The sequence below is a fragment of the Streptomyces sp. NPDC001594 genome, assembly GCF_042893675.1.
In the GTDB taxonomy this organism is placed as follows: Bacteria; Actinomycetota; Actinomycetes; order Streptomycetales; family Streptomycetaceae; genus Streptomyces.
Map to the genome: position 1 here is coordinate 215,427 of NZ_JBIAVB010000008.1, position 22,489 is coordinate 237,915.

Genomic DNA, 22,489 nt, shown 5'->3' on the forward strand with positions numbered 1-22,489 from the left:
CGGCCCGGGTCCCGTGGACCGTACCGTCCGGCCATGGACGCCACACTGGACACGGCGGGGACGCCCGCCCTCGCCGCCCTTCCCGGTACGCCGCCCCGCGCCGCGACCACTCCTGACGACCTGTCGTGCGAGCCCTCCGGCGCGGCCGGGACGGCCCCGGACCGGGCCGCCGGCCCCGCGCGCGCCGATGCCCGCGGAGCCGTCGGGCACCGGCGGCCCGCCGTCACCGGGTTACGGCTGTCCGCCTTCGGGCGGCACCGGGCAGCGGTGTTCCCGCTGGGCCCGCTGACCCTGTTCACCGGACCCAGCGGCAGCGGCAAGTCCCAGGCGCTGGAGGCCTACGCGGCCCTGTCCCGGCTCGCCTCGGGGGCCGCGCTGGAGGAGGTCTTCCCGGACCCGGCGGCCCGGGTGCCGGAAGCGGCCCGTCCCGACGCGGGCGGCCGGCGCGGCTTCCGGATCGGCTGCACCGTCGACGGCCCGGCCGGCCCCGTCCGCCTCGACCTCGCCGTACAGGCGGAACCCACGCTGCGGATCGCCGGTGAACGGCTCTCCCAGGACGGGACCGTGCTCCTCGCCACCGCCCTGCGCGACCCCCGCCGGCCCTCCGTCCAGGCCGCCTGGCTGACCGGAGGCACCGCCGGCATGACCCGCGCTCCGCTGCCCGGCGACCGGCTCGGCACCGCCCTGCTGCCGCTGCGCGTCTCCGGGGCCACGGCCGGGCAGCGGCGGGTGCTGGCCGCCGCCGAACAGGTGGTGGTGGCGCTGCGGTCGGTGTTCCCGTGCGACCCCCGACCCGCCACGATGCGGGCGCCGGTGCCGCCCGGGGAGGGCCGGCTGCGGGGCGACTGCGGGAACCTGGCCGACGTCCTGCGCCGGACCCGGCACGAATGCGGCACCCGCCACGCCCTGCTGGCCGGGGCGGCGCGGACCGGGTGCGCGGGGCCGGTGGCCGGGCTGGAGGTACGGGAGGACGGCCCGGGCGGCGCCGGGGCGGGAGCCGGGCGGCCCGGCGGGCTGGTGACGGCCCTGCTGGAGCGCGGCTCGGGGCTGCCCGCCACGGAGTTCGCCCGGCTCGGCGACGGTGAACTCCGCTTCCTGGCCCTGGCCCTCGTCCTGCTCACCGGCCCCGGGGTGCTGGCCGTGGACCCGGCGGCCGAACTCCTCTCCGCCCGGCAGGCGCTGACCGTGCTCGCCGACGGCATCGACCGGGGCCTGGACCGGCGGCAGACCGCCGAACTGCTGCGCCTGGCCCTGCTGTCCGGGGAACGCGGCCACATCCGCCTGGTGGGGGCGGTCGGCGAGGACACCGCGGGAACCGCCCGGGAGGTCCCCGGCGTCTCAGTGGTAGACCTGTCCCCATGAGTGCTGCACCCACGGACGACGGGCCGGAGCCGCCACCGCGAGGCGAACGGTTGTACCGACTCCAGCGACGGCTGGCCGAGTTCGCGGCCGCCCGGGACTGGGCCCCGTACCACACGCCCAAGAACCTGGCCGTCGCGCTGAGCGTGGAGGCCTCCGAACTGGTCGAGATCTTCCAATGGCTGACACCGGAACAGTCGGCGGCGATCATGGAAGAGCCCGAAAGCGCCCACCGGGTGACCGATGAGGTGGCCGACGTGCTGGCGTATCTGCTGCAGTTCTGTGAGGTTCTCGGGGTGGATGTGCTGGATGCGCTCGCCGCGAAGATCGAACGGAACGAACACCGTTTCCCGGCGAGCGAGACATGGACCCCAGATCGTCACTCTTCGGAGTGATGGCGTCGTCCACAACCTTGATTGTGTCCACAGATTTCCGAATACCCCTGGCTTTACTGGCTCGTTGCCTTCACTCTGGGTAGTGGAGATTGGCGGGGTGTCGTGCGGACGGGGGACGGCATATGGATGCGGTACGGCTCATCGCGGCCGGCCGGCACGCGCTGGCAAGGAGCGCGGCCGCGTGGGACATCGTGGGCGAGGCCTGGCAGGCCCAGGCGCTGGCCCAGGGAGTGGGGAGCTGGCTGGCGGTGCAGGGGCCGCCGGAGCTCAGAGCGGAGTCGAGGGGGCTGGGGGAAGCCGGAGGCAGAGGCTGCGGGGCCATAGACCGCTCCGCCCTGGGCGAGGGGGAGGGAGTTGCGCCCGACCAGCCGCCGCGGGCGGCGCAGCTGACGGGTGTGGCCGACGTACGGCAGGCGCTGCTGGGACTCCAGGCGCTGCTCGGCGAGGTCGGTATAGCGCTCGTCGGAGTGGCCTGCGCGACGGACGACGAGGGCCTCTACTGGCAGTGCATAGAGTCGATCGACGCGGCGGACGAGTCGAGCGACCGGGTGCGGGCCCTGCTGCGCCGGATGGCCGTCAGGGAACGGGGGTCGGCCTCGGGCGTGCTCTGAGACGGGCGGGCGGAGGCGTGTGCGGTGGAGGCGTGTGCGGTGGAGGCGTGTGCGGTGGAGGGGTCCCGCCGCGTGCGACGGGACCCCCGGCCGGTCAGAAGGACCGGTCGGAGCTGCGCTCGCTCTCGTGGGCGCGGCTGCCCGGGGTGACCGGCTCGGCGGGGGGAGTGCGGTCCGCGGAGTGCTGGAGGTCGGCGTCGAGCTGGGACAGGTCGGCGTTGAGCGCGGCCATCAGCTCCTCCATCTGCTGCAGCAGGCCCTTCGGTGCGCCGCCCTGGGCGGGCACCGCCGGCTCCTGGTGTGCGTGGTCGTGTGCTGCCTGTCCGGTCTGTCCGGGGTACTCGGGCACGGACTCGTGGGACATGGCGGCCTCCTCGGCCCTGGCCCTTCCGGTGCGGAAGGGGGCGGTGGTCGTACCGGCGGGAGGCCGCCGGCGCGCGGGCCGGGCGGTCCGGCCCCGTCCGAGCCAACGAGCCCCATCCGCGCTGGTCACTGACGCGGCGGGGCGCGCGCCTCCCGGTTGACGCAGATTCACCCGGCAGGGGAGCGGGCGGGGCAGGATGGAGTCATGGATCTTCGCATTTTCACCGAGCCGCAGCAGGGCGCCGACTACGACACCCTGCTGACCGTAGCCAAGGCCACCGAGGAACTCGGGTTCGACGCGTTCTTCCGCTCCGACCACTATCTGCGGATGGGGTCGGTCGACGGGCTGCCCGGCCCCACCGACGCCTGGATCACCCTGGCGGGCCTGGCCCGCGAGACCAAGCGGATCCGGCTGGGCACGCTGATGACGGCCGGCACCTTCCGGCTGCCCGGCGTCCTCGCCATCCAGGTGGCGCAGGTCGACGCCATGTCCGGCGGCCGCATCGAACTCGGGCTGGGCGCGGGCTGGTTCGAGGAGGAGCACAAGGCGTACGGGATCCCCTTCCCGGCGGAGCGGATGGCCCGCCTGGAGGAGCAGCTGGCCATCGTCACCGGGCTGTGGGCCACCGAGCCCGGCGCGTCCTTCGACTTCCGGGGCACCTACTACCAGGTGGAGAACTCCCCGGCGCTGCCCAAGCCGGCCCAGGCCAAGGTCCCCGTCCTCGTCGGCGGGCACGGGGCGCGGCGCACCCCGCGCCTCGCCGCCCGGTACGCGGACGAGTTCAACATGCCCTTCGCCTCGGTCGAGGACAGCCGCCGGCAGTTCTCCCGGGTCCGGGAGGCCGCCGCCGAGACCGGGCGCAAGGCGGAGGAGATCGTCTACTCGAACGCCCTGGTGGTGTGCGTGGGCAAGGACGACGCCGAGGTCGCCCGGCGGGCCGCCGCCATCGGCCGCGAGGTCGACGAGCTCAAGGCCAACGGCCTGGCCGGCTCCCCGGCCGAGGTCGTCGAGAAGCTCGGCACCTACGCCGCCATCGGCTCCTCCCGCGCCTACCTCCAGGTCCTCGACCTCGACGACCTGGACCACCTGGAGCTGATCGCCGGCCAGGTCATGTCCCAGCTCGGCTGAGCCGCCCGGCCCGGCCGCACCGCACCACAGGACGGAGGACCGCACCGTGCCCCGCGCCACCGGCCCGCTCGCCGATGCCCTCGCCCGCAGGCCCGTGCTGCTGGACGGCGGGCTGAGCAACCAGCTCGCCGACCAGGGCTGCGACCTGTCCGGCGCGCTCTGGACCGGCCGGGTGCTGGCCGAGCGCCCGGAACAGGTGGCGGCCGCCCACACGGCGTACGTCCGGGCCGGCGCCGAAGTGGTGAGCACCGCGAGCTACCAGCTCGGCCACGACCCCGGCCTGCTGGAGCGCTCCGTCCGGGTGGCCGACGGCGCGGCGCGGGCCGCCGGGCACGAGGTGTGGGTGGCCGCCTCGGTGGGCCCGTACGGGGCCGTCCTGGCGGACGGCTCCGAGTACCGGGGCAGGTACGGGCTCAGCCGGGACGCGCTGGTTGCCTTCCACCGCCCCCGGATCGAGGCGCTGCTCGCGGCCGGGCCGGACGTCCTGGCGCTGGAGACCGTCCCGGACTCCGACGAGGCCGAGGCCCTGCTGCGGGTCCTGGCCGGCACCGGGGCGCGGGCCTGGCTCGGCTACACCGTCGAGGGCGGCCGGACCCGGGCCGGGCAGCCCCTGCGGGAGGCCTTCGCCCTGGCCGCCGACGCCCCCGAGGTGATCGCGGTCGGCGTCAACTGCTGTGATCCGCGCGACGTGCTGCCCGCGCTCGAGGCGGCCGCGTCCGTCACGGCCAAGCCGCTGCTGGCGTACCCCAACGACGGCTCCGTGTGGGAGGCCGCCACCCGCACCTGGCACGTCCCCGCGCACCCCGCCCCCTGGCCCGTCGCCGCCTGGCGGGCGGCCGGCGCCCGCCTCGTCGGCGGCTGCTGCCGGGTCGGCCCGCCCTGGATCGCCGGGCTCCGCGCAGCCCTCGGACCCCCGCCGCCGGAGGTATGAAAACCAGTGGGCCGCCGGGGAGCCCCGGCACATACTGAAGCGCATGTTCCTGACGATCAGCACGACCGGCTCCCCGGAGAAACCCGCCACTGACCTGGGATTCCTGCTGCACAAGCATCCCGGGAAGACGCAGGCCTTCGCCACCTCCCACGGCACGGCCCACGTGTTCTATCCCGAGGCGAGTGACCGGAAGTGCACGGCCGCGCTGCTCCTGGAAGTGGACCCGGTCGCGCTCGTCCGGCGCGGCCAGGGCAAGGGCCGGGGCGCGGCCCCGGACGCCACCCTCGCCCAGTACGTCAACGACCGCCCGTACGCGGCCTCCTCGCTGCTCGCCGTCGCCCTGAGCGCGGTGTTCCGCACCGCCCTCAAGGGCCAGTGCGCCGCCCGGCCCGAACTCCCCGGGCAGCCGCGTCCGTTGCGCGTCGAGATCCCGGTGCTGCCCGCCCGCGGCGGCGCCGGCCTGGTGCGCAGGCTGTTCGCCCCGCTGGGCTGGGACCGCGTGGAGACCACCCCGATCGTCCTGGACGAACGGTTCCCCGACTGGGGCGACAGCCGCTACCTGGGGCTGGTCCTGGAGGGAGAGCTCCGACTGGAGGACGCGCTGCGCCAGCTGTACGTGCTGCTGCCGGTGCTCGACGACTCCAAGCACTACTGGATCGCCCCCGACGAGGTGGACAAGCTCCTGCGCGCCGGAGACGGCTGGCTGGCGGCGCACCCCGAGCACGCGCTCATCACCTCCCGCTACCTGGCCCGACACAAGCGGCTCACCGAGAGGGCCATGGAACGCCTGGAACTGGCCCGCCTCGCCGAGGCCGACGGCAGCGAGGCCGAAGAACTCGACAACGCCGTCGACGGCACCGCGGCCGGGCAGGACGACGCGGCCGACGCGGCCCGCGAGGGGTCCGTGCCCCTCGCGGTACGCCGCCGCGATGCCGTCCTCGACGCGCTGCACGAGGCCGGTGCGGCCCGGGTCCTCGACCTGGGCTGCGGGGAGGGCCGGCTGGTCCAGGCGCTGCTGAAGGACACCGCGTTCACCGAGATCGTCGGCGTGGACGTCTCGATGCGGGCCCTGACCACCGCCTCCCGCCGGCTGCGGCTGGAGCGCATGGGGGAGCGGCAGAGTTCGCGCGTCCGGCTGCTCCAGGGCTCCCTCGCCTACACCGACAAGCGGCTGGCCGGTTACGACGCGGCCGTGCTCAGCGAGGTGATCGAGCACCTGGACCTGCCCAGGCTGCCCGCCCTGGAGTACGCCGTCTTCGGCTCGGCCCGCCCCCGCACGGTCCTCGTGACCACCCCGAACGTCGAGTACAACGTCCGCTGGGAGTCCCTGCCGGCCGGACACGTCCGCCACCGCGACCACCGTTTCGAGTGGACCCGCGAGGAGTTCCGGGCCTGGGCCGGGCGGGTCGCCGCCCGGCACGGCTACGCCGTCGCGTACCGGCCCGTGGGTGACGAGGACCCCGAGGTCGGCCCGCCGACCCAGATGGCCGTCTTCACCCGCGCCGACGCCCCCGCCGAGAGCGCAGAGACCGCACAGAGCGCGGAGACCGCGACCACCGCCACCCCGAAGGAGGGAGAGGCAGCATGACCACCCGTACGGACCACCGCGTACTCCCCGTCACCGACCTGGCCCTCGTCGTCCTCGTCGGGGCCACCGGATCGGGCAAGTCCACCTTCGCCCGCAAGCACTTCAAGCCCACCGAGATCCTCTCCTCGGACTACTGCCGCGGCCTGGTCGCCGACGACGAGAACGACCAGAGCGCCAGCAAGGACGCCTTCGAGGTCCTGCACTACATCGCCGGCAAACGGCTGGCCGCCGGACGCCTCACCGTCGTGGACGCCACCAGCGTCCAGCAGGAGTCCCGCCGCGCGCTCGTCCGCCTGGCCCGCGAACACGACGTCCTGCCCATCGCGATCGTCCTCGACATGCCCGAGTCGGTCTGCGCCGAACGCAACGCGGCCCGCCCCGACCGGGCCGGCCTGCCGCGCCGCGTCATCCAGCGCCACCGCTCCGAACTGCGCCGCTCGCTGCGCGGACTGGAGCGCGAGGGCTTCCGCAAGGTGCACGTCCTGCGCACCCCGGAGGAGGCCGACTCCGCCGAGGTGGTGCTGGAGAAGCGCTTCAACGACCTCACCCACCTCACCGGCCCCTTCGACATCATCGGCGACGTCCACGGCTGCTCCTCCGAGCTGGAGACCCTGCTCGCAAAGCTCGGCTACGAGGACGGGGTCCACCCCGCCGGCCGTACCGCGGTCTTCGTCGGAGACCTCGTCGACCGCGGGCCGGACAGCCCGGGCGTGCTGCGCCGGGTGATGGGCATGGTGGGGTCCGGCAACGCGCTGTGCGTGCCCGGGAACCACGAGAACAAGCTCGGCCGTTACCTCAAGGGCTCCAAGGTCCAGCAGACCCACGGCCTCGCCGAAACCGTCGAGCAGCTCTCCCGGGAGAGCGAGGAGTTCGTGAAGGAGGTGCGGGAGTTCATCTCCGGCCTGGTCAGCCACTACGTCCTCGACGGCGGCCGGCTGGTGGTCTGCCACGCCGGGCTGCCCGAGAAGTACCACGGGCGCACCTCCGGCCGGGTCCGCTCGCACGCCCTGTACGGCGAGACCACCGGTGAGACCGACGAGTTCGGCCTGCCCGTGCGCTACCCGTGGGCGGAGGACTACCGGGGCAAGGCCGCCGTGGTCTACGGCCACACCCCGGTCCCGGACACCTCCTGGATCAACAACACCATCTGCCTCGACACCGGCGCCGTCTTCGGCGGCCGGATGACCGCCCTGCGCTGGCCCGAGCGCGAACTGGTCGACGTACCGGCCGAGAGGGTCTGGTACGAGCCGGTCAGGCCGCTGGCCGCCGCGACGCCCGGCGGGCTGGACGGACGCCCGCTCGACCTGGCCGACGTCCAGGGCCGCCGGGTCGTGGAGACCCGCCACCTGGGCAACGTCGGGGTCCGCGAGGAGAACGCGGCCGCGGCCCTGGAGGTCATGAGCCGGTTCGCCGTCGACCCCCGCCTGGTGCCGTACCTGCCGCCGACCATGGCGCCGACCGCCACCTCCGCGGAGGACGGCTGGCTGGAGCACCCCGCCGAGGCCTTCGCCCAGTACCGGGCCGACGGCATCGGCCGGGTCGTGTGCGAGGAGAAGCACATGGGCTCCCGTGCCACCGTCCTGCTGTGCCGGGACGCGGCCACCGCCCGGACCCGGTTCGGCGTCGAGGACGGCCCCACCGGCTCCGTCTACACCCGCACGGGACGCCCCTTCTTCCAGGAGCGGGAGCTCGCCGAGGAATTCCTCGCCCGGCTCCGCGCCGCCGTGGACGGCGCCGGCCTGTGGGAGGAGCTGGGCACGGACTGGCTGCTGCTGGACGGGGAACTGCTGCCCTGGTCCCTGAAGTCGACCGGCCTGCTGCAGGGCCAGTACGCGGCGGTGGGAGCCGCCTCCCGCACGGTCCTCCCGGAGGCCGTGGCGGCCCTCGCGGCCGCCGAGGCCCGGGGCGTGGACACGGGCGGGCTGCTGGAGCGCCAGCGCGGCCGGGCCGGCGACGCCGAGGCCTTCACCGAGGCGTACCGCCGCTACTGCTGGACCACCGACGGGCTGGACGGCGTACGGTTCGCGCCGTTCCAGCTGCTCGCCGCGGCAGGGCGGTCGCTGGCGGCCGTACCGCACGACGAGCAGCTGGCCTGGCTGGACCGCCTCGCCGACGCCGACGAGCGGTCCGCCGCCCCGCTGCTGCGCCGCACCCGCCGCGTGTACGTGGACACCGACGACGCCGCTTCCGTCCGGGCGGGCACCGACTGGTGGCTGGAGCTGACCGGGGCGGGCGGCGAGGGCATGGTCGTCAAACCCCTCCAGGCGTACGCCCGGGACGGCAAGGGGCGGCTGGTCCAGCCCGGGCTGAAGGTCCGCGGGCGCGAGTACCTGCGGATCATCTACGGCCCGGAGTACACCCGCCCCGACCAGCTGGAGCGGCTGCGGCAGAGGTTCCTCGGGCACAAGCGCTCGCTGGCCCTGCGCGAGTACGCGCTCGGGCTGGAGGCGCTGGACCGGCTGGCGGCGGCGGAACCGCTGTGGCGGGTCCACGAGGCGGTGTTCGCCGTCCTCGCCCTGGAGTCGGAGCCGGTCGACCCCCGGCTGTGAGCCGGCCCCCGCCGCGCGGCGGGAGGACCGCGTAAAGCGAAGGCCCCCGTACGGCCCGGAATTAGGTCGTATGGGGGAACTTTCGCCGAGAAGGCCGGGGAAACCGGTGGCGGGATCGTTCAACCAGGGCAGCGGAATGTCCGCGACCCTGGAAGGACGGAACGTCACCTATGAAGATGACCGCGCGCGGAAGCATTGCGGCGCTCATGACCTGTATGGCCGCGGCCGCAGCGGCCTCCCCGGCCACGGCCGCCACGGTTCCGGTGGGTGTCCCGCTGGACGCCGTGGAGACCACGCTCGGCGTACCCACGCCGCAGGTGGGCACCGCCGTCCCGATGCCGGTCGTCGGCGCGCCCGAGGCACCCGTCCTCCACAAGGGCGACCTGCTCCCCAACCCACTGCTCCCGGCGGTCCCGGTGGCCACCGACCTCGGGCTGACCAGGATCACCTCCCCGGTGCCCAACCTGCTGGGCTCCAAGGAGACGGACGGCGAGGGCTCCCTCGAGTCGCCCGCCACCACCCTGCTCACCCGGACGCCCGGCGCGGTCGTCGGCGCCCCGCTGACCATGCCGGACGCCGGCAACCGGGGCATCCCGAACCTGACCGCCCCCAAGCTGGGCGTGGTCGCCCCGGAGCTCATCGGCACCCCGTCGGCGCTCCTCGGCCTGCGCTGAGAGGCACACCCGACGCCGGGTCGGAAAGCCGTCCGGTCTGGGTACGTCTACGGCATGGGATTCCATGTCGACTCCGAGACCGGGCGGCTCCGCCGCGTCATCCTCCACCGCCCCGACCTGGAGCTGAAGCGCCTCACACCCAGCAACAAGGACGCCCTGCTCTTCGACGACGTGCTGTGGGTGCGCCGGGCCCGCCAGGAGCACGACGGCTTCGCCGACGTGCTGCGCGACCGGGGCGTGGCCGTCCACCTCTTCGGCGACCTGCTCCGCGAGGTCCTCGACATCACCGAGGCCCGCCACCTCGTCCTGGACCGGGTCTTCGACGAGAAGGAGTACGGACCCCTCGCCACCGACCACCTGCGCTCGGTCTTCGACGGACTGACCTCGGCCGAGCTGGCGGAGGCGCTGGTGGGCGGCATGACGAAACGGGAGTTCCTGGAGCGGCACAGCGAGCCGGTGTCGGTGCGCTTCCACGCGCTGGAGACGGACGGCTTCCTGCTGGGGCCGCTGCCCAACCACCTCTTCACCCGTGACACCTCCGCCTGGATCTACGACGGGGTGTCCATCAACGCCATGCGCTGGCCGGCCCGTCAGCGCGAGACCGTGCACTTCGAGGCGATCTACCGGCACCACCCCCTCTTCACCGGCTCGGGCCCCTTCCACTACTGGTCGCAGGGGCAGTCGGACTACCCCTCGACCATCGAGGGCGGGGACGTGCTGGTCATCGGCAACGGCGCGGTGCTCATCGGGATGAGCGAGCGGACCACCCCCCAGGCGGTGGAGATGCTCGCCCGTGGCCTGTTCGCCGCCGGGTCGGCCTCGGCGATCGTGGCGCTCGACATGCCCAAGCGGCGGGCGTTCATGCACCTGGACACGGTGATGACGATGGTCGACGAGGAAACGTTCACCCAGTACGCGGGCCTCGGCATGCTGCGCTCCTACACGATCCGGCCGGGGCGGGGGGCGAGCGAGCTCCAGGTGAGCGACCACCCGCCGGAGCAGATGCACCAGGCGATCGCGGCGGCGCTGGGCCTGGACAAGGTGCGCGTGCTGACCGCGGGGCAGGACGTGCACTCGGCGGAGCGCGAGCAGTGGGACGACGGGTGCAACGTGCTGGCCGTGGAGCCCGGGGTGGTCGTCGCCTACGAGCGCAACGTCACCACCAACACGCACCTGCGCAAGGAGGGCATCGAGGTGATCGAGATCCCCGGCAGCGAGCTGGGGCGGGGCCGCGGCGGGCCGCGCTGCATGAGCTGCCCGGTGGAACGGGACGCGGGCTGAGCGCAGGCTGAGGGGGACGGGCTGGTGATCACAGGTGCGGATGTCGCACATGTGATCCACCAGACTGCATATCAATGCAGGGGATCGTATAGACTTCCGCAATCCCCTGTCAGCGTCCCCCTGGAGTCCCGATGTCCACCGACCTCTTCGGCCGCAGTTTCCTCAAGGAGCTCGACTTCACCGCCGCCGAGTTCCGCGGCCTGGTCGAGCTCGCCGCCGAACTGAAGGCGGCCAAGAAGGCGGGCGTCGAGGAGCGCCGCCTCCAGGGCAGGAACATCGCGCTGATCTTCGAGAAGACCTCCACGCGCACCCGCTGCGCCTTCGAGGTCGCCGCCGCCGACCAGGGAGCCCACACCACCTACCTCGACCCCTCCGGCTCCCAGATCGGCCACAAGGAGACCGTCCGGGACACGGCGCGGGTGCTCGGCCGGATGTTCGACGGCATCGAGTACCGGGGCGACAGCCAGCAGGCGGTCGAGGAGCTCGCCGCCTCCTCCGGCGTGCCCGTCTTCAACGGCCTCACCGACGACTGGCACCCCACCCAGATGCTGGCCGACGTGCTGACCATGACCGAGCACTGCGCGAAGCCGCTGGAGCGGATCGCCTTCGCCTACCTCGGCGACGCCCGTTTCAACATGGGCAACTCCTACCTGGTGACCGGCGCGCTGCTGGGCATGGACGTACGGATCGTGGCGCCGAAGGAGTACTGGCCGGCCGAGGCCGTCGTGGCGCGCGCCCGCGAGCTGGCCGCGTCCAGCGGGGCGCGGATCACCCTGACCGAGGAGGTCGCGGAGGGCGTGGCGCAGGCCGACTTCGTCGCCACGGACGTGTGGGTCTCGATGGGCGAGCCGAAGGAGGTCTGGGACGAGCGGATCGCGGCCCTGTCCCCGTACGCCGTCACCATGGACGTGCTGCGCGCCACCGGCAACCCGGACGTGCGGTTCCTGCACTGCCTGCCCGCCTACCACGACCTCGGCACCGAGGTGGCGCGGGAGGTGCACGAGCGGCACGGGCTGGAGTGGCTGGAGGTCTCGGACGAGGTGTTCGAGTCGGCGCACTCCGTCGTCTTCGACGAGGCGGAGAACCGGCTGCACACGATCAAGGCCGTGCTCGTCGCGACGATGGCGAAGCCCGCCGCATAGTCATACGGGCACTCCCCCCGGCCCCGTCGGTCAGGCGCTCGTCGCGCAGGCCGACAGGGTGAACCAGACGGCCTTGCCGTGCTCCGTGGGGCGGTGGCCACAGGCCGAGCTCAGGGCCCGGAGCAGCAGCAGGCCGCGGCCGTGCTCCTGCCAGGGGTCCGGGTTTGCCTCGTGGGGGCGGGTAACGAGGTCCTGCGGCGGCCGCGGGTCGCCGTCGTGGACCTCCACCTGGCAGCCGTCCGCCAGCATCTCCACGACCAGCTCGATCGGCGCCCCCGCGGTGGTGTGCTCGACGGCGTTGGCCACCAGTTCGGCGGTGAGCAGCTCCGCGGTGTCGCGGTCGGCGGACGGTTCCGTTTCCGTCAGGGCGGTGCGGACCAGGGCGCGGGCCATGGGTACGGCGGCGGCCGTGTGCGGCAGGGCGAGCCGCCAGGCGGAGGCGTCGGGCATGACCGGTCCGTCCGTTCCGTTCCGTCGGGTGGGGGTGTGAGGTCCGGGGGCACCCCAGGAACTCCCGGATTCAACTTCAACGATACGGAGCGCCGCGCGCGACCCGTAGGGCACCCCGGGGTGAAGGAGGCGGACCCACGGCCGCGCCCGGCGGGACCTTCGGCTCGGGCCGCGCTTCCGCCCCCACCTGCCGTCCCCCATCTGTCGCGTTTTCGTGACGGCAGTCACAAGTCGGTGATAGCGTCGTACGCGTGAGCCCCTTCACCGGTTCCACACCAGCGACCGAACGGTGGCGCCACCTGCGGGTGACCCGGCAGGACGGCATCGCCACCGTCACCCTCGACCGCCCCGAGAAGCTGAACGCGCTCACCTTCGGCGCCTACGCCGACCTGCGCGATCTGCTCGCCGAACTCTCCCGCACCCGCTCCGTACGCGCCCTCGTCCTGGCCGGCGAGGGCCGCGGCTTCTGCTCCGGCGGAGACGTGGACGAGATCATCGGCGCCACCCTCGCCATGGACACCTCCCAGCTCCTCGACTTCAACCGGATGACCGGACAGGTGGTCCGCGCCGTCCGCGAATGCCCCTTCCCCGTGATCGCCGCCGTCCACGGGGTGGCCGCGGGCGCCGGCGCCGTCCTCGCACTCGCCGCCGACTTCCGCATCGCCGACCCCACCGCCCGCTTCGCCTTCCTCTTCACCCGCGTCGGCCTCTCCGGCGGCGACATGGGCGCCGCCTACCTGCTGCCCCGGGTCGTCGGCCTCGGCCACGCCACCCGGATCCTGATGCTCGGAGAGCCCGTACGGGCCCCCGAGGCCGAACGCATCGGCCTGCTCAGCGAGCTGGTCGACGAGGGCAAGGCCGACGTTCGGGCCGCCGAACTCGCCGCCCGCCTCGCCGCCGGACCCGCCCTCGCCCACGCCCAGACCAAGGCCCTGCTCACCGCCGAGCTGGACATGCCGCTGGCCGCCTCAGTCGAGCTGGACGCCAGCACCCAGGCCCTGCTGATGCACGGCCAGGACTACGCCGAGTTCCACGCCGCCTTCACCGGGAAGCGGCCGCCGCAGTGGAAGGGCAGGTAGCGCCGTGTCCCCGTCCCGCCCCGCGCCCGGTTCCGCCCCGCCCGCCCTGCGGGTGGCCGTCGTCGGCGGGGGGCCGGGCGGGCTCTACGCCGCCGCGCTGCTGGCCCGCCAGGGTCACGCCGTCGATCTGTGGGAGCGCGGCGCCCCCGACGACACCTTCGGCTTCGGCGTCGTCCTCTCCGACGAGACCCTCGGGGGCATCGAACGGGCCGACACGGTCGTCCATGCCGCCCTCGCCGCCGAGTTCGTCCGCTGGGACGACGTGGACGTCGTCCACCGCGGCCGGCTGCTGACCTCCGGCGGCCACGGCTTCGCCGCCCTCGGCCGGCGCCGCCTCCTGGAGCTCCTGCACGCCCGCTGCGAGGCCCTCGGCGTGCGGCTCCGCTTCCGTGCCGGGGCCCCCGACGCCTGGACCCTGGCCCGCTCCCACGACCTGGTCGTCGCGGCGGACGGGGTGCACAGCGCCACCCGCGAGAGCGGCGCCGAGCACTTCCGTCCCACCGTCACCCCGGGCCGCTGCCGCTACGTCTGGCTCGCCGCCGACTTCGCCTTCGACGCCTTCCGCTTCGAGATCGCCGAGACCGAGCACGGCATCATGCAGCTGCACGCCTACCCCTACTCCGCCGACTCCTCCACCGCCATCGTCGAGATGCGCGAGGAGGTCTGGCGGGCCGCCGGCCTCGACCTCTGCGACGAGGAGGAGTCCGCGGCGCGCTGCGCCAAGATCTTCGCCGAGGCGCTGCGGGGCAGGCCGCTGCGCGGGAACCGCTCCGCCTGGACCCGGTTCCACACCGTCGTCAACGAACGCTGGTCGCACGGGAACGTGGTCCTCCTCGGCGACGCCGCCCACACGGCCCACTTCTCCATCGGCTCCGGAACCAAACTCGCCGTCGAGGACGCCCTCGCCCTCGCCGAGGCCGTCGCCGCCCACCCCGAGGTCCCCGAGGCCCTCGCCGCCTACGAGGCCGAACGCAGGCCCGCCGTGGCCAGCACCCAGCGGGCCGCCGCCGCCAGCATGCGCTGGTTCGAGGAGATCGGCGGCTACGTCGGCCAGCCCGCCCGGCAGTTCGCCTTCAACCTGCTCACCCGCAGCCGCCGGGTCACGCACGAGAACCTGCGGCTGCGCGACCCCCGCTTCACCCGCGCGGTCGAGGCCGACTTCGGCTGCCCGCAGGAGGGGCCCGACGGGCTGGTGACCCCGCCCATGTTCACCCCGTTCACCCTGCGCGGGCTGACCCTGCGCAACCGGGTCGTCGTCTCGCCGATGGACATGTACTCCGCCGAGGCCGGGGTCCCGGGCGACTTCCACCTGGTGCACCTGGGCGGGCGGGCCCTGGGCGGGGCCGGGCTGGTCATGACCGAGATGGTCTGCGTCAGCCCCGAAGGGCGGATCACCCCCGGCTGCGCGGGGCTGTGGACGGCGGAGCAGGCGGCAGCCTGGAGGCGGATCGCCGACTTCGTCCACACCTCGGCGCCCGGCACCGCCCTCGGCGTCCAGCTCGGCCACTCCGGTCGCAAGGGCTCGACCCGGCTGATGTGGGAGGGCATGGACGACCCCCTCCCGGACGGCAACTGGCCCCTGGTCGCCGCCTCCGCACTGCCCTACAAGCCCGGCGTCTCCGCCGTGCCCCGCGCCTTGGACGCCGCAGGGCTCGCCGCCGTCCGCGCCGACTTCACGGCGGCCGCCGCACGGGCCGCCGACTGCGGCTTCGACCTGCTCGAACTGCACTGCGCCCACGGCTACCTGCTGTCCGGCTTCCTCTCCCCCCTCACCAACCAACGCGACGACGCCTACGGGGGTTCCCTGGAGAACCGGCTGCGCTTCCCCCTGGAGGTCTTCGACGCCGTCCGCGAGGTCTGGCCCGAGGACCGTCCGATGACCGTCCGGCTGTCCGCGACGGACTGGGCCCCCGGCGGGACCACACCCGAGGAGGCGGAGCGGATCGCCGCCGCGTTCGCCGCCCACGGCGCCGACGCGATCGACGTCTCCACCGGACAGGTGGTCGCGGACGAGGCCCCGGAGTACGGGCGCTCGTACCAGACCCCGTACGCCGACCGGATCCGCAACGCGCTCGGGATCCCCGTCATCGCCGTCGGCGCGATCTCCTCCTGGGACGACGTCAACTCCCTGCTGCTGGCCGGCCGCGCCGACCTGTGCGCGCTGGGCCGCCCGCACCTGTACGACCCGCACTGGACCCTGCACGCGGCCGCCGACCAGGAGTACGCCGGCCCGGGCGCGCCCTGGCCCGCCCCCTACCGGGCGGGCAGCCGCAAGCCGCCGACCGGGAAGGGGTGAGGGGGTGCGCGGTTCCCGGGCCGGACCGCCTCAGACGCGGACCCGCTCGACGCGGTCCTCGACCGGGGTGAAGCCGAGGCGCTGGTAGACGCTGTTGCTGGTGGGGTTGGCGAGGTCGGTGAAGAGGAGGACCTCGGTGGCCCCGGCCGCGTACGCCGCCTCGCTCGCCGCGTGCGTCACCCCGGCGGCGTAGCCGCGGCGCCGCTCGGCGGGCGGGGTGTAGACGGGGCCGATGCGGGAGGCGGAGCCGATCGGGCGGAAGAACGCGGCCAGCGACACCGGTCTGCCGTCGTGCTCCCAGAGGAGGAACCCGCCGTACGAGATCCGGTCGCGCAGGGAGGCCTCGGAGGGGGCGACGGGGGTGCCGCACTCCCGGCTGAACTCCGCGGTCCAGCGGGCCAGCAGCGGCAGGTCGGCCTCGGTGGCCGGCCGGGCCCGGCCGCCGGGGGCCGGGTCGGGGGCCGTCAGGGTGCCCAGCCGGTACAGGCGGAGCTCCTCGGCGACGCGGGTCGGCGTGCCCCACGCCCCTGCCAGGGCCAGTGCGTCGGCGCGGCGGGCGTTGAAGTCGGTGACGCGGGAGAGCAGGGGCTCGGTGGTGAGCGCGGCGCCCAGGGCGCGGACCGCCTCCGGGGGCAGGACGCCGAGCAGCAGCGGGAACGGCGGGGTGTGCAGGACGGCTCCGGCGACGGTCCCGTCGGCTCCGGTCCACCAGCCGAAGACGGGTTCGGCGTCCCCGTAGGCCTGCGGGCCGCGCCGCTCCAAGGCGTCGATGACGCTCAGCAGGGTGGTGTTGACGACGGGGTGCGCTGCCACGGCCGGGCGCGCGGCGGCCAGGCAGGCCGCCAGATCGGTGCTGAAGGTCCAGGTCATGTCCCATCGTGGCGGGCCGGGGAGCGGGCCCGCACCGGGTTTTCGCGGGGGTGGCCGGGGGTTGGGCCGCCGGGGGCGTGCGGGGCGACGGGTGCGCTCCCCCGGGCGGGGGAGGCGATCCCCCCGCACGGGGGAGGCGATCCCCCCGCACGGGGGAGGAAGGGGCGGCGGGCCGCTGGGATCTTGGGAGTGCGAGCAGGACTCGGGCTCCGCCGCCGTGGCGGGCCGTCGGACGAGGAGGAAGCATGAGCACTCTACGAGGGCTGTACGAAACGGGCGCCGGTGTCGCGCAGCCGGGCGTGCAGTTCGGAGAAGACCGCCGCGGCCCGGTCGCCCGGCCAGTCGGCCGGGAGCAGTTCCCGTGGCAGCCCCGGGTCGGCGTAGGGCAGCCGGCGCCAGGTGTCCAGGGCGGGCAGGTAGGCCCGGTAGGCGGCCTCGGGGGTGGGCTCGGGGCCCGCCTGCAGGGCCCGCAGGACGGGTTCGTGCAGGTCGAGGAACTCCTCGTGCTGCTTGGCCAGGGCGGCGAGGTCCCACCAGCGGGCCACGGCCTCGGCCGTCGGGGCGAAGCCGAGGTGGGCGCCGCGGAAGAGTTCCACGTACGCCGTCAGGTGCAGCCGCTCCAGGGTGTGTCCGGTCTCCTCGGCCAGCTGGGCCGGGGCGATCCACACCCCCGGGGCGACGGCGCCGAAGCCCAGCCGGGCCAGGCGCGAGCGCAGCAGGTGCCGCTTGTGCCGCTCCTGCTCGGGGACGGAGAAGACGGCGACCAGCCACTCCGTCGAGGCCGGCACGGCTCCGTAGATCCGCCGGTCGCCGTCCTCCAGGAGCAGCCGGGCCTCCTCGGAGGGCTCGTATCCGGCCGAGCCGTCCGCGGCCTTAGCGGGCACGAGGAAGCCCCGCCGCTTGAGCCGGGACACCGAGGAGCGGACGGAGGGCGCGTCCACCCCGGCCGCGCCCAGCAGGCGGACCAGCGCGGACACCGGTACGGCGCCGCCCTCGAAGGACCGCCCGTAGGCGCCGAAGAAGGTGACGATCAGGGATCGCGGAGTGTGCTGCTCGGCCACGGGTTCACTCTAGATCGCGCAGCCGGAAGCGTTGGAGCTTGCCGGTGGGAGTCCGCGGCAGTGCGGGCAGGAAGACGAAGGACCGAGGGCATTTGTGGGGGGCCAGCTCCTCCTTCATGAAGGTCCGCAGTTCCTCCTCCGTGAGCACGGCGCCCTCGCGCGGCACGGTGTAGGCCACCACGACCTGCCCGCGCCGTTCGTCGGGCCGGCCGACGACGGCGACCTCGGCCACGTCGGGGTGGCGCAGCAGCGCCTCCTCCACCTCGGGGCCCGCGATGTTGTAGCCCGAGGAGATGATCATGTCGTCGGCGCGGGCGACGTAGCGGAAGTAGCCGTCGGGGTCGCGTACGTAGGTGTCGCCGGTCAGGTTCCAGCCGTCGCGGACGTACTCGCCCTGGCGGGGGTCGGCGAGGTAGCGGCAGCCGACCGGGCCGCGGACGGCCAGCAGTCCGGGCTCGTTGTCGGGCACGGGCCGGCCGGAGGGGTCCACCACGCGGGCCTGCCAGCCGGGGACGGCCCTGCCGGTGGTGCCGGGGCGGATGTCCTCGTCGGCGGCGGAGATGAAGATGTGCAGCAGCTCGGTGGCCCCGATGCCGTTGATGATCCGCAGTCCGGTGCGCTCGTACCAGGCCTGCCAGGTGGCGGCGGGCAGGTTCTCGCCGGCGGAGACGCAGCGGCGCAGCGCGGACAGGTCGTAGGCCCCCGTGTCGTAGGGGCCCAGGGTGTCCAGCATCGAGCGGTAGGCGGTGGGGGCGGTGAACAGGACGCTGACCCGGTGTTCGGCGAGGGCTGGCAGCAGGCGGCGGGGTGCGGCCTCCTCCAGCAGTAGGGCGCAGGCCCCGGCCCGCAGCGGGAAGACGACCAGTCCGCCGAGGCCGAAGGTGAACCCGAGGGGCGGACTGCCGGCGAACACGTCGTCGGGGCGGGGTCTGAGGACGGTGCGGGAGAAGGTGTCGGCGACGGCGAGGAGGTCGCGGTGGAAGTGCATGCAGCCCTTGGGACGGCCCGTGGTCCCGGAGGTGAAGGCGATGAGGGCCACGTCGTCGGCGGAGGTCTCGACGGCGGGGTAGGGGGCGGTGTGGGCCTCGGCCAGCCGCAGGAGGTCGTCGGGGGAGTCGCCGCCGTAGGGGGTGATGCGCAGGCCCGGCACGGCGGCCCTGGCCAGGTCGTCGAGGGCGTCGGTGTGGCAGACGGCGTGCCGGACCCGGGCCATGGCGCACACCGTCGCCAGTTCCTGGGCCCGCTGCTGGGCCAGTACGGTGACGGCCACCGCGCCCGCCTTCATCACGGCCAGCCAGCAGGCGGCGAGCCAGGGCCCGGTGGGCCCGCGCAGGAGCACCCGGTTTCCCGGGACCACGCCGAGGTCGGTGGTCAGGGCGTGGGCGAGGCGGTCCACCCGTTCGCGGAGCTCTCCGTAGGACCACACCTCGCCCGAGCCGCTGCGGAAGGCGGGCCGCTGCGGCCCGAAGCGTCCGATGGTGGCGTCGAGCAGCTCGGCGCCACAGTTCAGCCGGTCCGGATAGGCCAGTTCGGGCAGCTCGAAGACGAGCTCCGGCCAGGCGTGGGCGGGTGGCAGGTGGTCTCGCGCGAAGGTGTCGGTGTGGGCGGAAGGCTTGAGCTCCAAGGCGGGTTCGCCCCCTTGCGACGTCCGGATTGGGGTGGAGCCGGCCGTGCTGATCTGTCCAGAGCGTATCGTGATGGTGACGGCAGTCAACAGGACGCGATAGAGGAACACGACGGGACTTGGGGGCCTTCGGATGGCCGGATTCGCGCTCGGAGTGGAACAAGAGCAATGGTGCGGGCGGTTGCGCGCCCTCGCGGAGCGGCGGCTGAGGCCGCTCGCGGAGAAGGGCGAGCCCGGCCGGGTGAACCGGCCGCTCCTGGCCGAGCTGGGGGAACTGGGTCTGCTGGAGCGGGTCTTCTCCTCGGGTGCCTTGGAGCTGTGCCTGCTGCGGGAGTCCCTCGCCTACGGCTGTACCGAGGCCGAGACGGCCCTGGCCCTCCAGGGGCTCGGGGGTCATCCGGTGCTGCGGTCGGGCAGTGACGTCCAGCGGGAGCAGTGGCTGCCGGGGGTCCGGGCGGGGCGGCTGGTGGCGGCGTTCGCGCTGAGCGAGCCGGGCGCCGGGTCGGACGCGGCGGCGCTGGCCCTGGCGGCCGCCCCGGACGGGACCGGCTGGCGGCTGGAGGGGGCCAAGTGCTGGATCTCCAACGCCCCCGAGGCCGATTTCTACACCGTCTTCGCCCGGACGGGTGAGGCGCCGGGTGCCAGGGGCATCACCGCCTTCCTGGTCCCGGGGGACCGGCCCGGGCTGACGGGCGAGGCCCTCGACATGCTCTCGCCGCATCCGATCGGCTCCCTGGCCTTCGACGGGGTGCCGGTGGGCCGGGAGGACGTCCTGGGCGAGCCGGGGCAGGGGTTCCGGGTGGCGATGGAGACCCTGAACCTGTTCCGGCCGAGCGTGGGGGCCTTCGCGGTGGGCATGGCGCGGGCCGCGTTGGACGCCACGCTGGCCCACACCGCCGGCCGGACCGCTTTCGGCGGGGTACTGGCCGACCTCCAGGCGGTCGGGCACCGGGTGGCGGAGATGGCCACCCGCACCGAGGCCGCCCGGCTGCTCGTGTACGCGGCGGCCGGCGCCTACGACAGCGGTTCGCCGGACGTGCCGGGGCGGGCGGCGATGGCCAAGCTCCTCGCGACGGAGACCGCCCAGTACGTGGTCGACCACGCCGTCCAGCTGCACGGGGCGGTCGCCCTGCGGCGGGGCCATCTGCTGGAGCACCTGTACCGGGAGGTGCGGGCGCCCAGGATCTACGAGGGGGCCAGCGAGGTGCAGCGCGGCATCATCGCCAAGGAGCTCTACCGGGGGGTGGCGGCCCGATGAGCCCCGACCGCGCCGGCCGCCCGGAGCGGATCAACCCGGCGGAGCTCTCCCCGGCGACGGGCTTCTCCCACGCCGTCGCCGTCACCGGGGGCCGGCTGGTGTTCCTGGCCGGCCAGACCGCGCTCGACGGCTCGGGCAAGGTGGTGGGCCACACCCTGCCGGAACAGTTCGAGCGCGCCCTGTCCAATCTGCTGGCGGCCCTCGCGGCGGCGGGCGGCGGCCCCTCGGACCTGGCCCGGGTGACGGTGTACGCGGTGGACGTGGAGGACTACCGTGCCCACGCCCCCGAGCTGGGCCGGATCTGGCGCCGGCTGGCGGGGCGCGACTACCCGGCGATGGCCGTGGTCGGCGTGGTCCGCCTCTGGGACACCGAGGCCCGGGTGGAAATGGACGGGATCGCGGTGCTCCCGTGACCCCGGAGGGGACGGTCTAGGAGGCGGAGTCGAGGAGGGTGCCCATCCACTCCTCGATGCCGGCCACCGTGCGGGGCAGGGCTCCCGACATCAGGCGGGCCCCGTCGGAGGTGATGACGAGGTCGTCTTCGATGCGCACGCCCATGCCGCGCAGTTCGGCGGGGAGGGTCTCGTCGTCCGGCTGGAGGTAGAGGCCCGGCTCGACCGTGAGGACCTGGCCCTCCTCCAGGACGCCGTCCAGGTAGGCGTCGGCCCGCGCCTTCGCGCAGTCGTGGACGTCGAGGCCGAGCATGTGGCCGCTGCTGCAGAGGGTGTAGCGCCGGTGCAGGTCGCCCTCGGCGTTCTTGAGCACGCCCCACTCGGCGAGTCCCTCGGCGATGACGCGCATGCCGGCCCGGTGGAAGTCGCGGAAGCTGGCGCCGGGCCGGAGCGCGGCGATGCCGGCTTCCTGGGCGGCGAGCACCAGCTCGTAGACCTGTTTCTGGACGGGGGAGAAGTGTCCGGACAGCGGCAGGGTGCGGGTGATGTCGGCGGTGTAGAGGCTGTCGGTCTCCACACCCGCGTCCAGCAGCAGCAGTTCGTCGCGGTGCAGGCGGCCGTCGTTGCGGATCCAGTGGAGCACGCAGGCGTGCGCGCCTGAGGCGGCGATGGTCTCGTAGCCGAGGCCGTTGCCCTCGGCGCGGGCCCGCAGGTTGAAGACGCCCTCGATCCAGCGTTCGCCGCGCGGGTGGGCGAGGGCCGCGGGGAGGGCCCGTACGACGTCCTCGAAGCCGGAGGTGGTGTGGTCCACGGCGAGCTGGAGCTGGTCGACCTCCCAGGCGTCCTTGACGAGTCGCAGCTCCGAGAGGGCGGCGGCCAGTTCGGCGTCGGTGGCGGCGTTGCGTCCGGTGGGGGAGCCCAGTGCGTCGAGGTGGGCGCAGCGCAGCCCCGTGAGCCGTTCGGCCTCGGCGAGGTCGGGGCGCCGGCCCACCCAGAACTCGCCGTAGCGGCGGTCCCGGTAGAACTCCTCGGTGCCGTCGGAGCGGTCGGAGCGGGGGCGCAGGTAGAGGACGGGCTCGTGCCCGTGCGCCCCGGCGGGCTCCAGGACCAGGACGTGCCCCACCTGGTCCTCGCCGGTCAGGCCGGTGAGCCAGGCGTAGGCGCTGTGCGGCCGGAAGCGGAAGTCGCAGTCGTTGGAGCGGACCTTCAGCTCACCGGCCGGGACGATCAGCCGCTCGCCGGGGAAGCGGGCGGACAGCCGGGCGCGCCGGGCGGGGGTGACCTCGTACGCGGTCACCCGGGAGCCGGCCGGCAGCGGTGAGGGTGCCCAATTCCCGGCCATGAAGCGGGACAACTCTGCCGATACCGGAAGGTCGTGGCTGCCGGTGTTCAGGCGGGAGGGGGTGTCGGTCACGGAGGCTCCCTCGAGAAGGACTG

20 protein-coding genes are annotated in these 22,489 nt (G+C 74.2%); 14 read left to right on the forward strand and 6 right to left on the reverse strand.

What is annotated here, in order from left to right:
- Positions 1-33: 33 nt before the first annotated feature.
- The 3 genes from ACFY0O_RS18300 (at position 34) to ACFY0O_RS18310 (ending at position 2,365) form a co-directional block, all read left to right on the forward strand.
- A complete protein-coding gene (locus ACFY0O_RS18300; RefSeq protein WP_388947675.1) occupies positions 34-1,362 on the forward strand; it encodes an ATP-binding protein in 1,329 nt (442 codons plus the stop codon).
- Positions 1,359-1,754, forward strand: coding sequence for a nucleotide pyrophosphohydrolase (locus ACFY0O_RS18305; RefSeq protein ID WP_388947676.1), 396 nt, complete (start codon positions 1,359-1,361; stop codon positions 1,752-1,754). Before ACFY0O_RS18300 ends, ACFY0O_RS18305 begins: the two co-directional genes overlap by 4 nt.
- 122 nt (positions 1,755-1,876) lie before the next feature.
- Positions 1,877-2,365, forward strand: a complete 489-nt coding sequence (locus ACFY0O_RS18310; protein ID WP_388947677.1) for a DUF6099 family protein — start codon at positions 1,877-1,879, stop codon at positions 2,363-2,365.
- 94 nt (positions 2,366-2,459) lie between these two features.
- Here the strand turns inward: ACFY0O_RS18310 and ACFY0O_RS18315 are convergent, their stop codons facing one another.
- Positions 2,460-2,729, reverse strand: coding sequence for a hypothetical protein (locus ACFY0O_RS18315; protein WP_388947678.1), 270 nt, complete (start codon positions 2,727-2,729; stop codon positions 2,460-2,462).
- 204 nt (positions 2,730-2,933) lie between these two features.
- Here ACFY0O_RS18315 and ACFY0O_RS18320 point away from each other — a divergent pair, with 204 nt between their 5' ends.
- The 7 genes from ACFY0O_RS18320 (at position 2,934) to argF (ending at position 12,022) form a co-directional block, all read left to right on the forward strand.
- Positions 2,934-3,857 (forward strand): LLM class F420-dependent oxidoreductase, encoded by a 924-nt coding sequence (locus tag ACFY0O_RS18320; RefSeq protein WP_388947679.1) that lies wholly within the window; start codon positions 2,934-2,936, stop codon positions 3,855-3,857.
- A gap of 46 nt (positions 3,858-3,903) precedes the next feature.
- Positions 3,904-4,788 (forward strand): homocysteine S-methyltransferase, encoded by an 885-nt coding sequence (gene mmuM, locus ACFY0O_RS18325; protein WP_388947680.1) that lies wholly within the window; start codon positions 3,904-3,906, stop codon positions 4,786-4,788.
- Positions 4,789-4,831: 43 nt separating this feature from the next.
- Complete coding sequence (locus ACFY0O_RS18330) at positions 4,832-6,376, forward strand: 3' terminal RNA ribose 2'-O-methyltransferase Hen1 (protein ID WP_388947681.1); 1,545 nt, start codon at positions 4,832-4,834, stop codon at positions 6,374-6,376.
- On the forward strand, positions 6,373-8,925 hold the full coding sequence (locus tag ACFY0O_RS18335; RefSeq protein ID WP_388947682.1) for a polynucleotide kinase-phosphatase: 2,553 nt from the start codon (positions 6,373-6,375) through the stop codon (positions 8,923-8,925). The genes ACFY0O_RS18330 and ACFY0O_RS18335 overlap by 4 nt, the downstream gene beginning before the upstream one ends.
- Positions 8,926-9,131: 206 nt before the next feature.
- Positions 9,132-9,599 carry a hypothetical protein gene (locus ACFY0O_RS18340; RefSeq protein ID WP_358891739.1) on the forward strand — a complete coding sequence of 156 codons (468 nt, stop codon included), beginning with the start codon at positions 9,132-9,134 and terminating at the stop codon, positions 9,597-9,599.
- A gap of 54 nt (positions 9,600-9,653) precedes the next feature.
- Positions 9,654-10,880, forward strand: a complete 1,227-nt coding sequence (locus tag ACFY0O_RS18345; protein WP_358891738.1) for an arginine deiminase — start codon at positions 9,654-9,656, stop codon at positions 10,878-10,880.
- A gap of 131 nt (positions 10,881-11,011) precedes the next feature.
- Entirely contained in the window at positions 11,012-12,022 is a 1,011-nt protein-coding gene (gene argF, locus ACFY0O_RS18350) for an ornithine carbamoyltransferase (protein WP_388947683.1), read from the forward strand.
- A 30-nt stretch (positions 12,023-12,052) separates the two neighbouring features.
- Here argF and ACFY0O_RS18355 read toward each other — a convergent pair whose 3' ends face one another.
- Positions 12,053-12,472: an ATP-binding protein gene (locus ACFY0O_RS18355; RefSeq protein WP_388947684.1), complete on the reverse strand. Its 420-nt coding sequence runs from the start codon at positions 12,470-12,472 to the stop codon at positions 12,053-12,055.
- 251 nt (positions 12,473-12,723) lie between these two features.
- Between ACFY0O_RS18355 and ACFY0O_RS18360 the strand changes: the two genes are divergently transcribed.
- Positions 12,724-13,551: an enoyl-CoA hydratase family protein gene (locus tag ACFY0O_RS18360; RefSeq protein WP_358891735.1), complete on the forward strand. Its 828-nt coding sequence runs from the start codon at positions 12,724-12,726 to the stop codon at positions 13,549-13,551.
- A gap of 4 nt (positions 13,552-13,555) precedes the next feature.
- The gene (locus ACFY0O_RS18365) at positions 13,556-15,847 is read left to right on the forward strand and encodes a bifunctional salicylyl-CoA 5-hydroxylase/oxidoreductase (protein ID WP_388947685.1); all 2,292 of its coding nucleotides are present in this window, start codon (positions 13,556-13,558) and stop codon (positions 15,845-15,847) included.
- Between the two features lie 30 nt (positions 15,848-15,877).
- Here the strand turns inward: ACFY0O_RS18365 and ACFY0O_RS18370 are convergent, their stop codons facing one another.
- The 3 genes from ACFY0O_RS18370 to ACFY0O_RS18380 all read right to left on the reverse strand — a co-directional run bounded on the left by ACFY0O_RS18370 (position 15,878) and on the right by ACFY0O_RS18380 (position 19,402).
- Positions 15,878-16,717, reverse strand: a complete 840-nt coding sequence (locus ACFY0O_RS18370) for a GNAT family N-acetyltransferase (RefSeq protein WP_388947686.1) — start codon at positions 16,715-16,717, stop codon at positions 15,878-15,880.
- A 254-nt stretch (positions 16,718-16,971) separates the two neighbouring features.
- Positions 16,972-17,778 carry a PaaX family transcriptional regulator C-terminal domain-containing protein gene (locus ACFY0O_RS18375; RefSeq protein ID WP_388947687.1) on the reverse strand — a complete coding sequence of 269 codons (807 nt, stop codon included), beginning with the start codon at positions 17,776-17,778 and terminating at the stop codon, positions 16,972-16,974.
- A gap of 4 nt (positions 17,779-17,782) precedes the next feature.
- Positions 17,783-19,402, reverse strand: coding sequence for an AMP-binding protein (locus ACFY0O_RS18380; protein WP_388947688.1), 1,620 nt, complete (start codon positions 19,400-19,402; stop codon positions 17,783-17,785).
- Positions 19,403-19,535: 133 nt separating this feature from the next.
- On the opposite strand from ACFY0O_RS18380, the gene ACFY0O_RS18385 reads away from it, so the two are divergent.
- Both ACFY0O_RS18385 and ACFY0O_RS18390 read left to right on the forward strand, forming a co-directional pair.
- Positions 19,536-20,660, forward strand: coding sequence for an acyl-CoA dehydrogenase family protein (locus tag ACFY0O_RS18385; RefSeq protein WP_388947689.1), 1,125 nt, complete (start codon positions 19,536-19,538; stop codon positions 20,658-20,660).
- Positions 20,657-21,073, forward strand: coding sequence for a RidA family protein (locus ACFY0O_RS18390; protein ID WP_388947690.1), 417 nt, complete (start codon positions 20,657-20,659; stop codon positions 21,071-21,073). The genes ACFY0O_RS18385 and ACFY0O_RS18390 overlap by 4 nt, the downstream gene beginning before the upstream one ends.
- Positions 21,074-21,089: 16 nt before the next feature.
- Here ACFY0O_RS18390 and ACFY0O_RS18395 read toward each other — a convergent pair whose 3' ends face one another.
- A complete protein-coding gene (locus ACFY0O_RS18395; RefSeq protein WP_388947691.1) occupies positions 21,090-22,466 on the reverse strand; it encodes an aminopeptidase P family protein in 1,377 nt (458 codons plus the stop codon).
- Between the last annotated feature and the right edge of the window lie 23 nt (positions 22,467-22,489).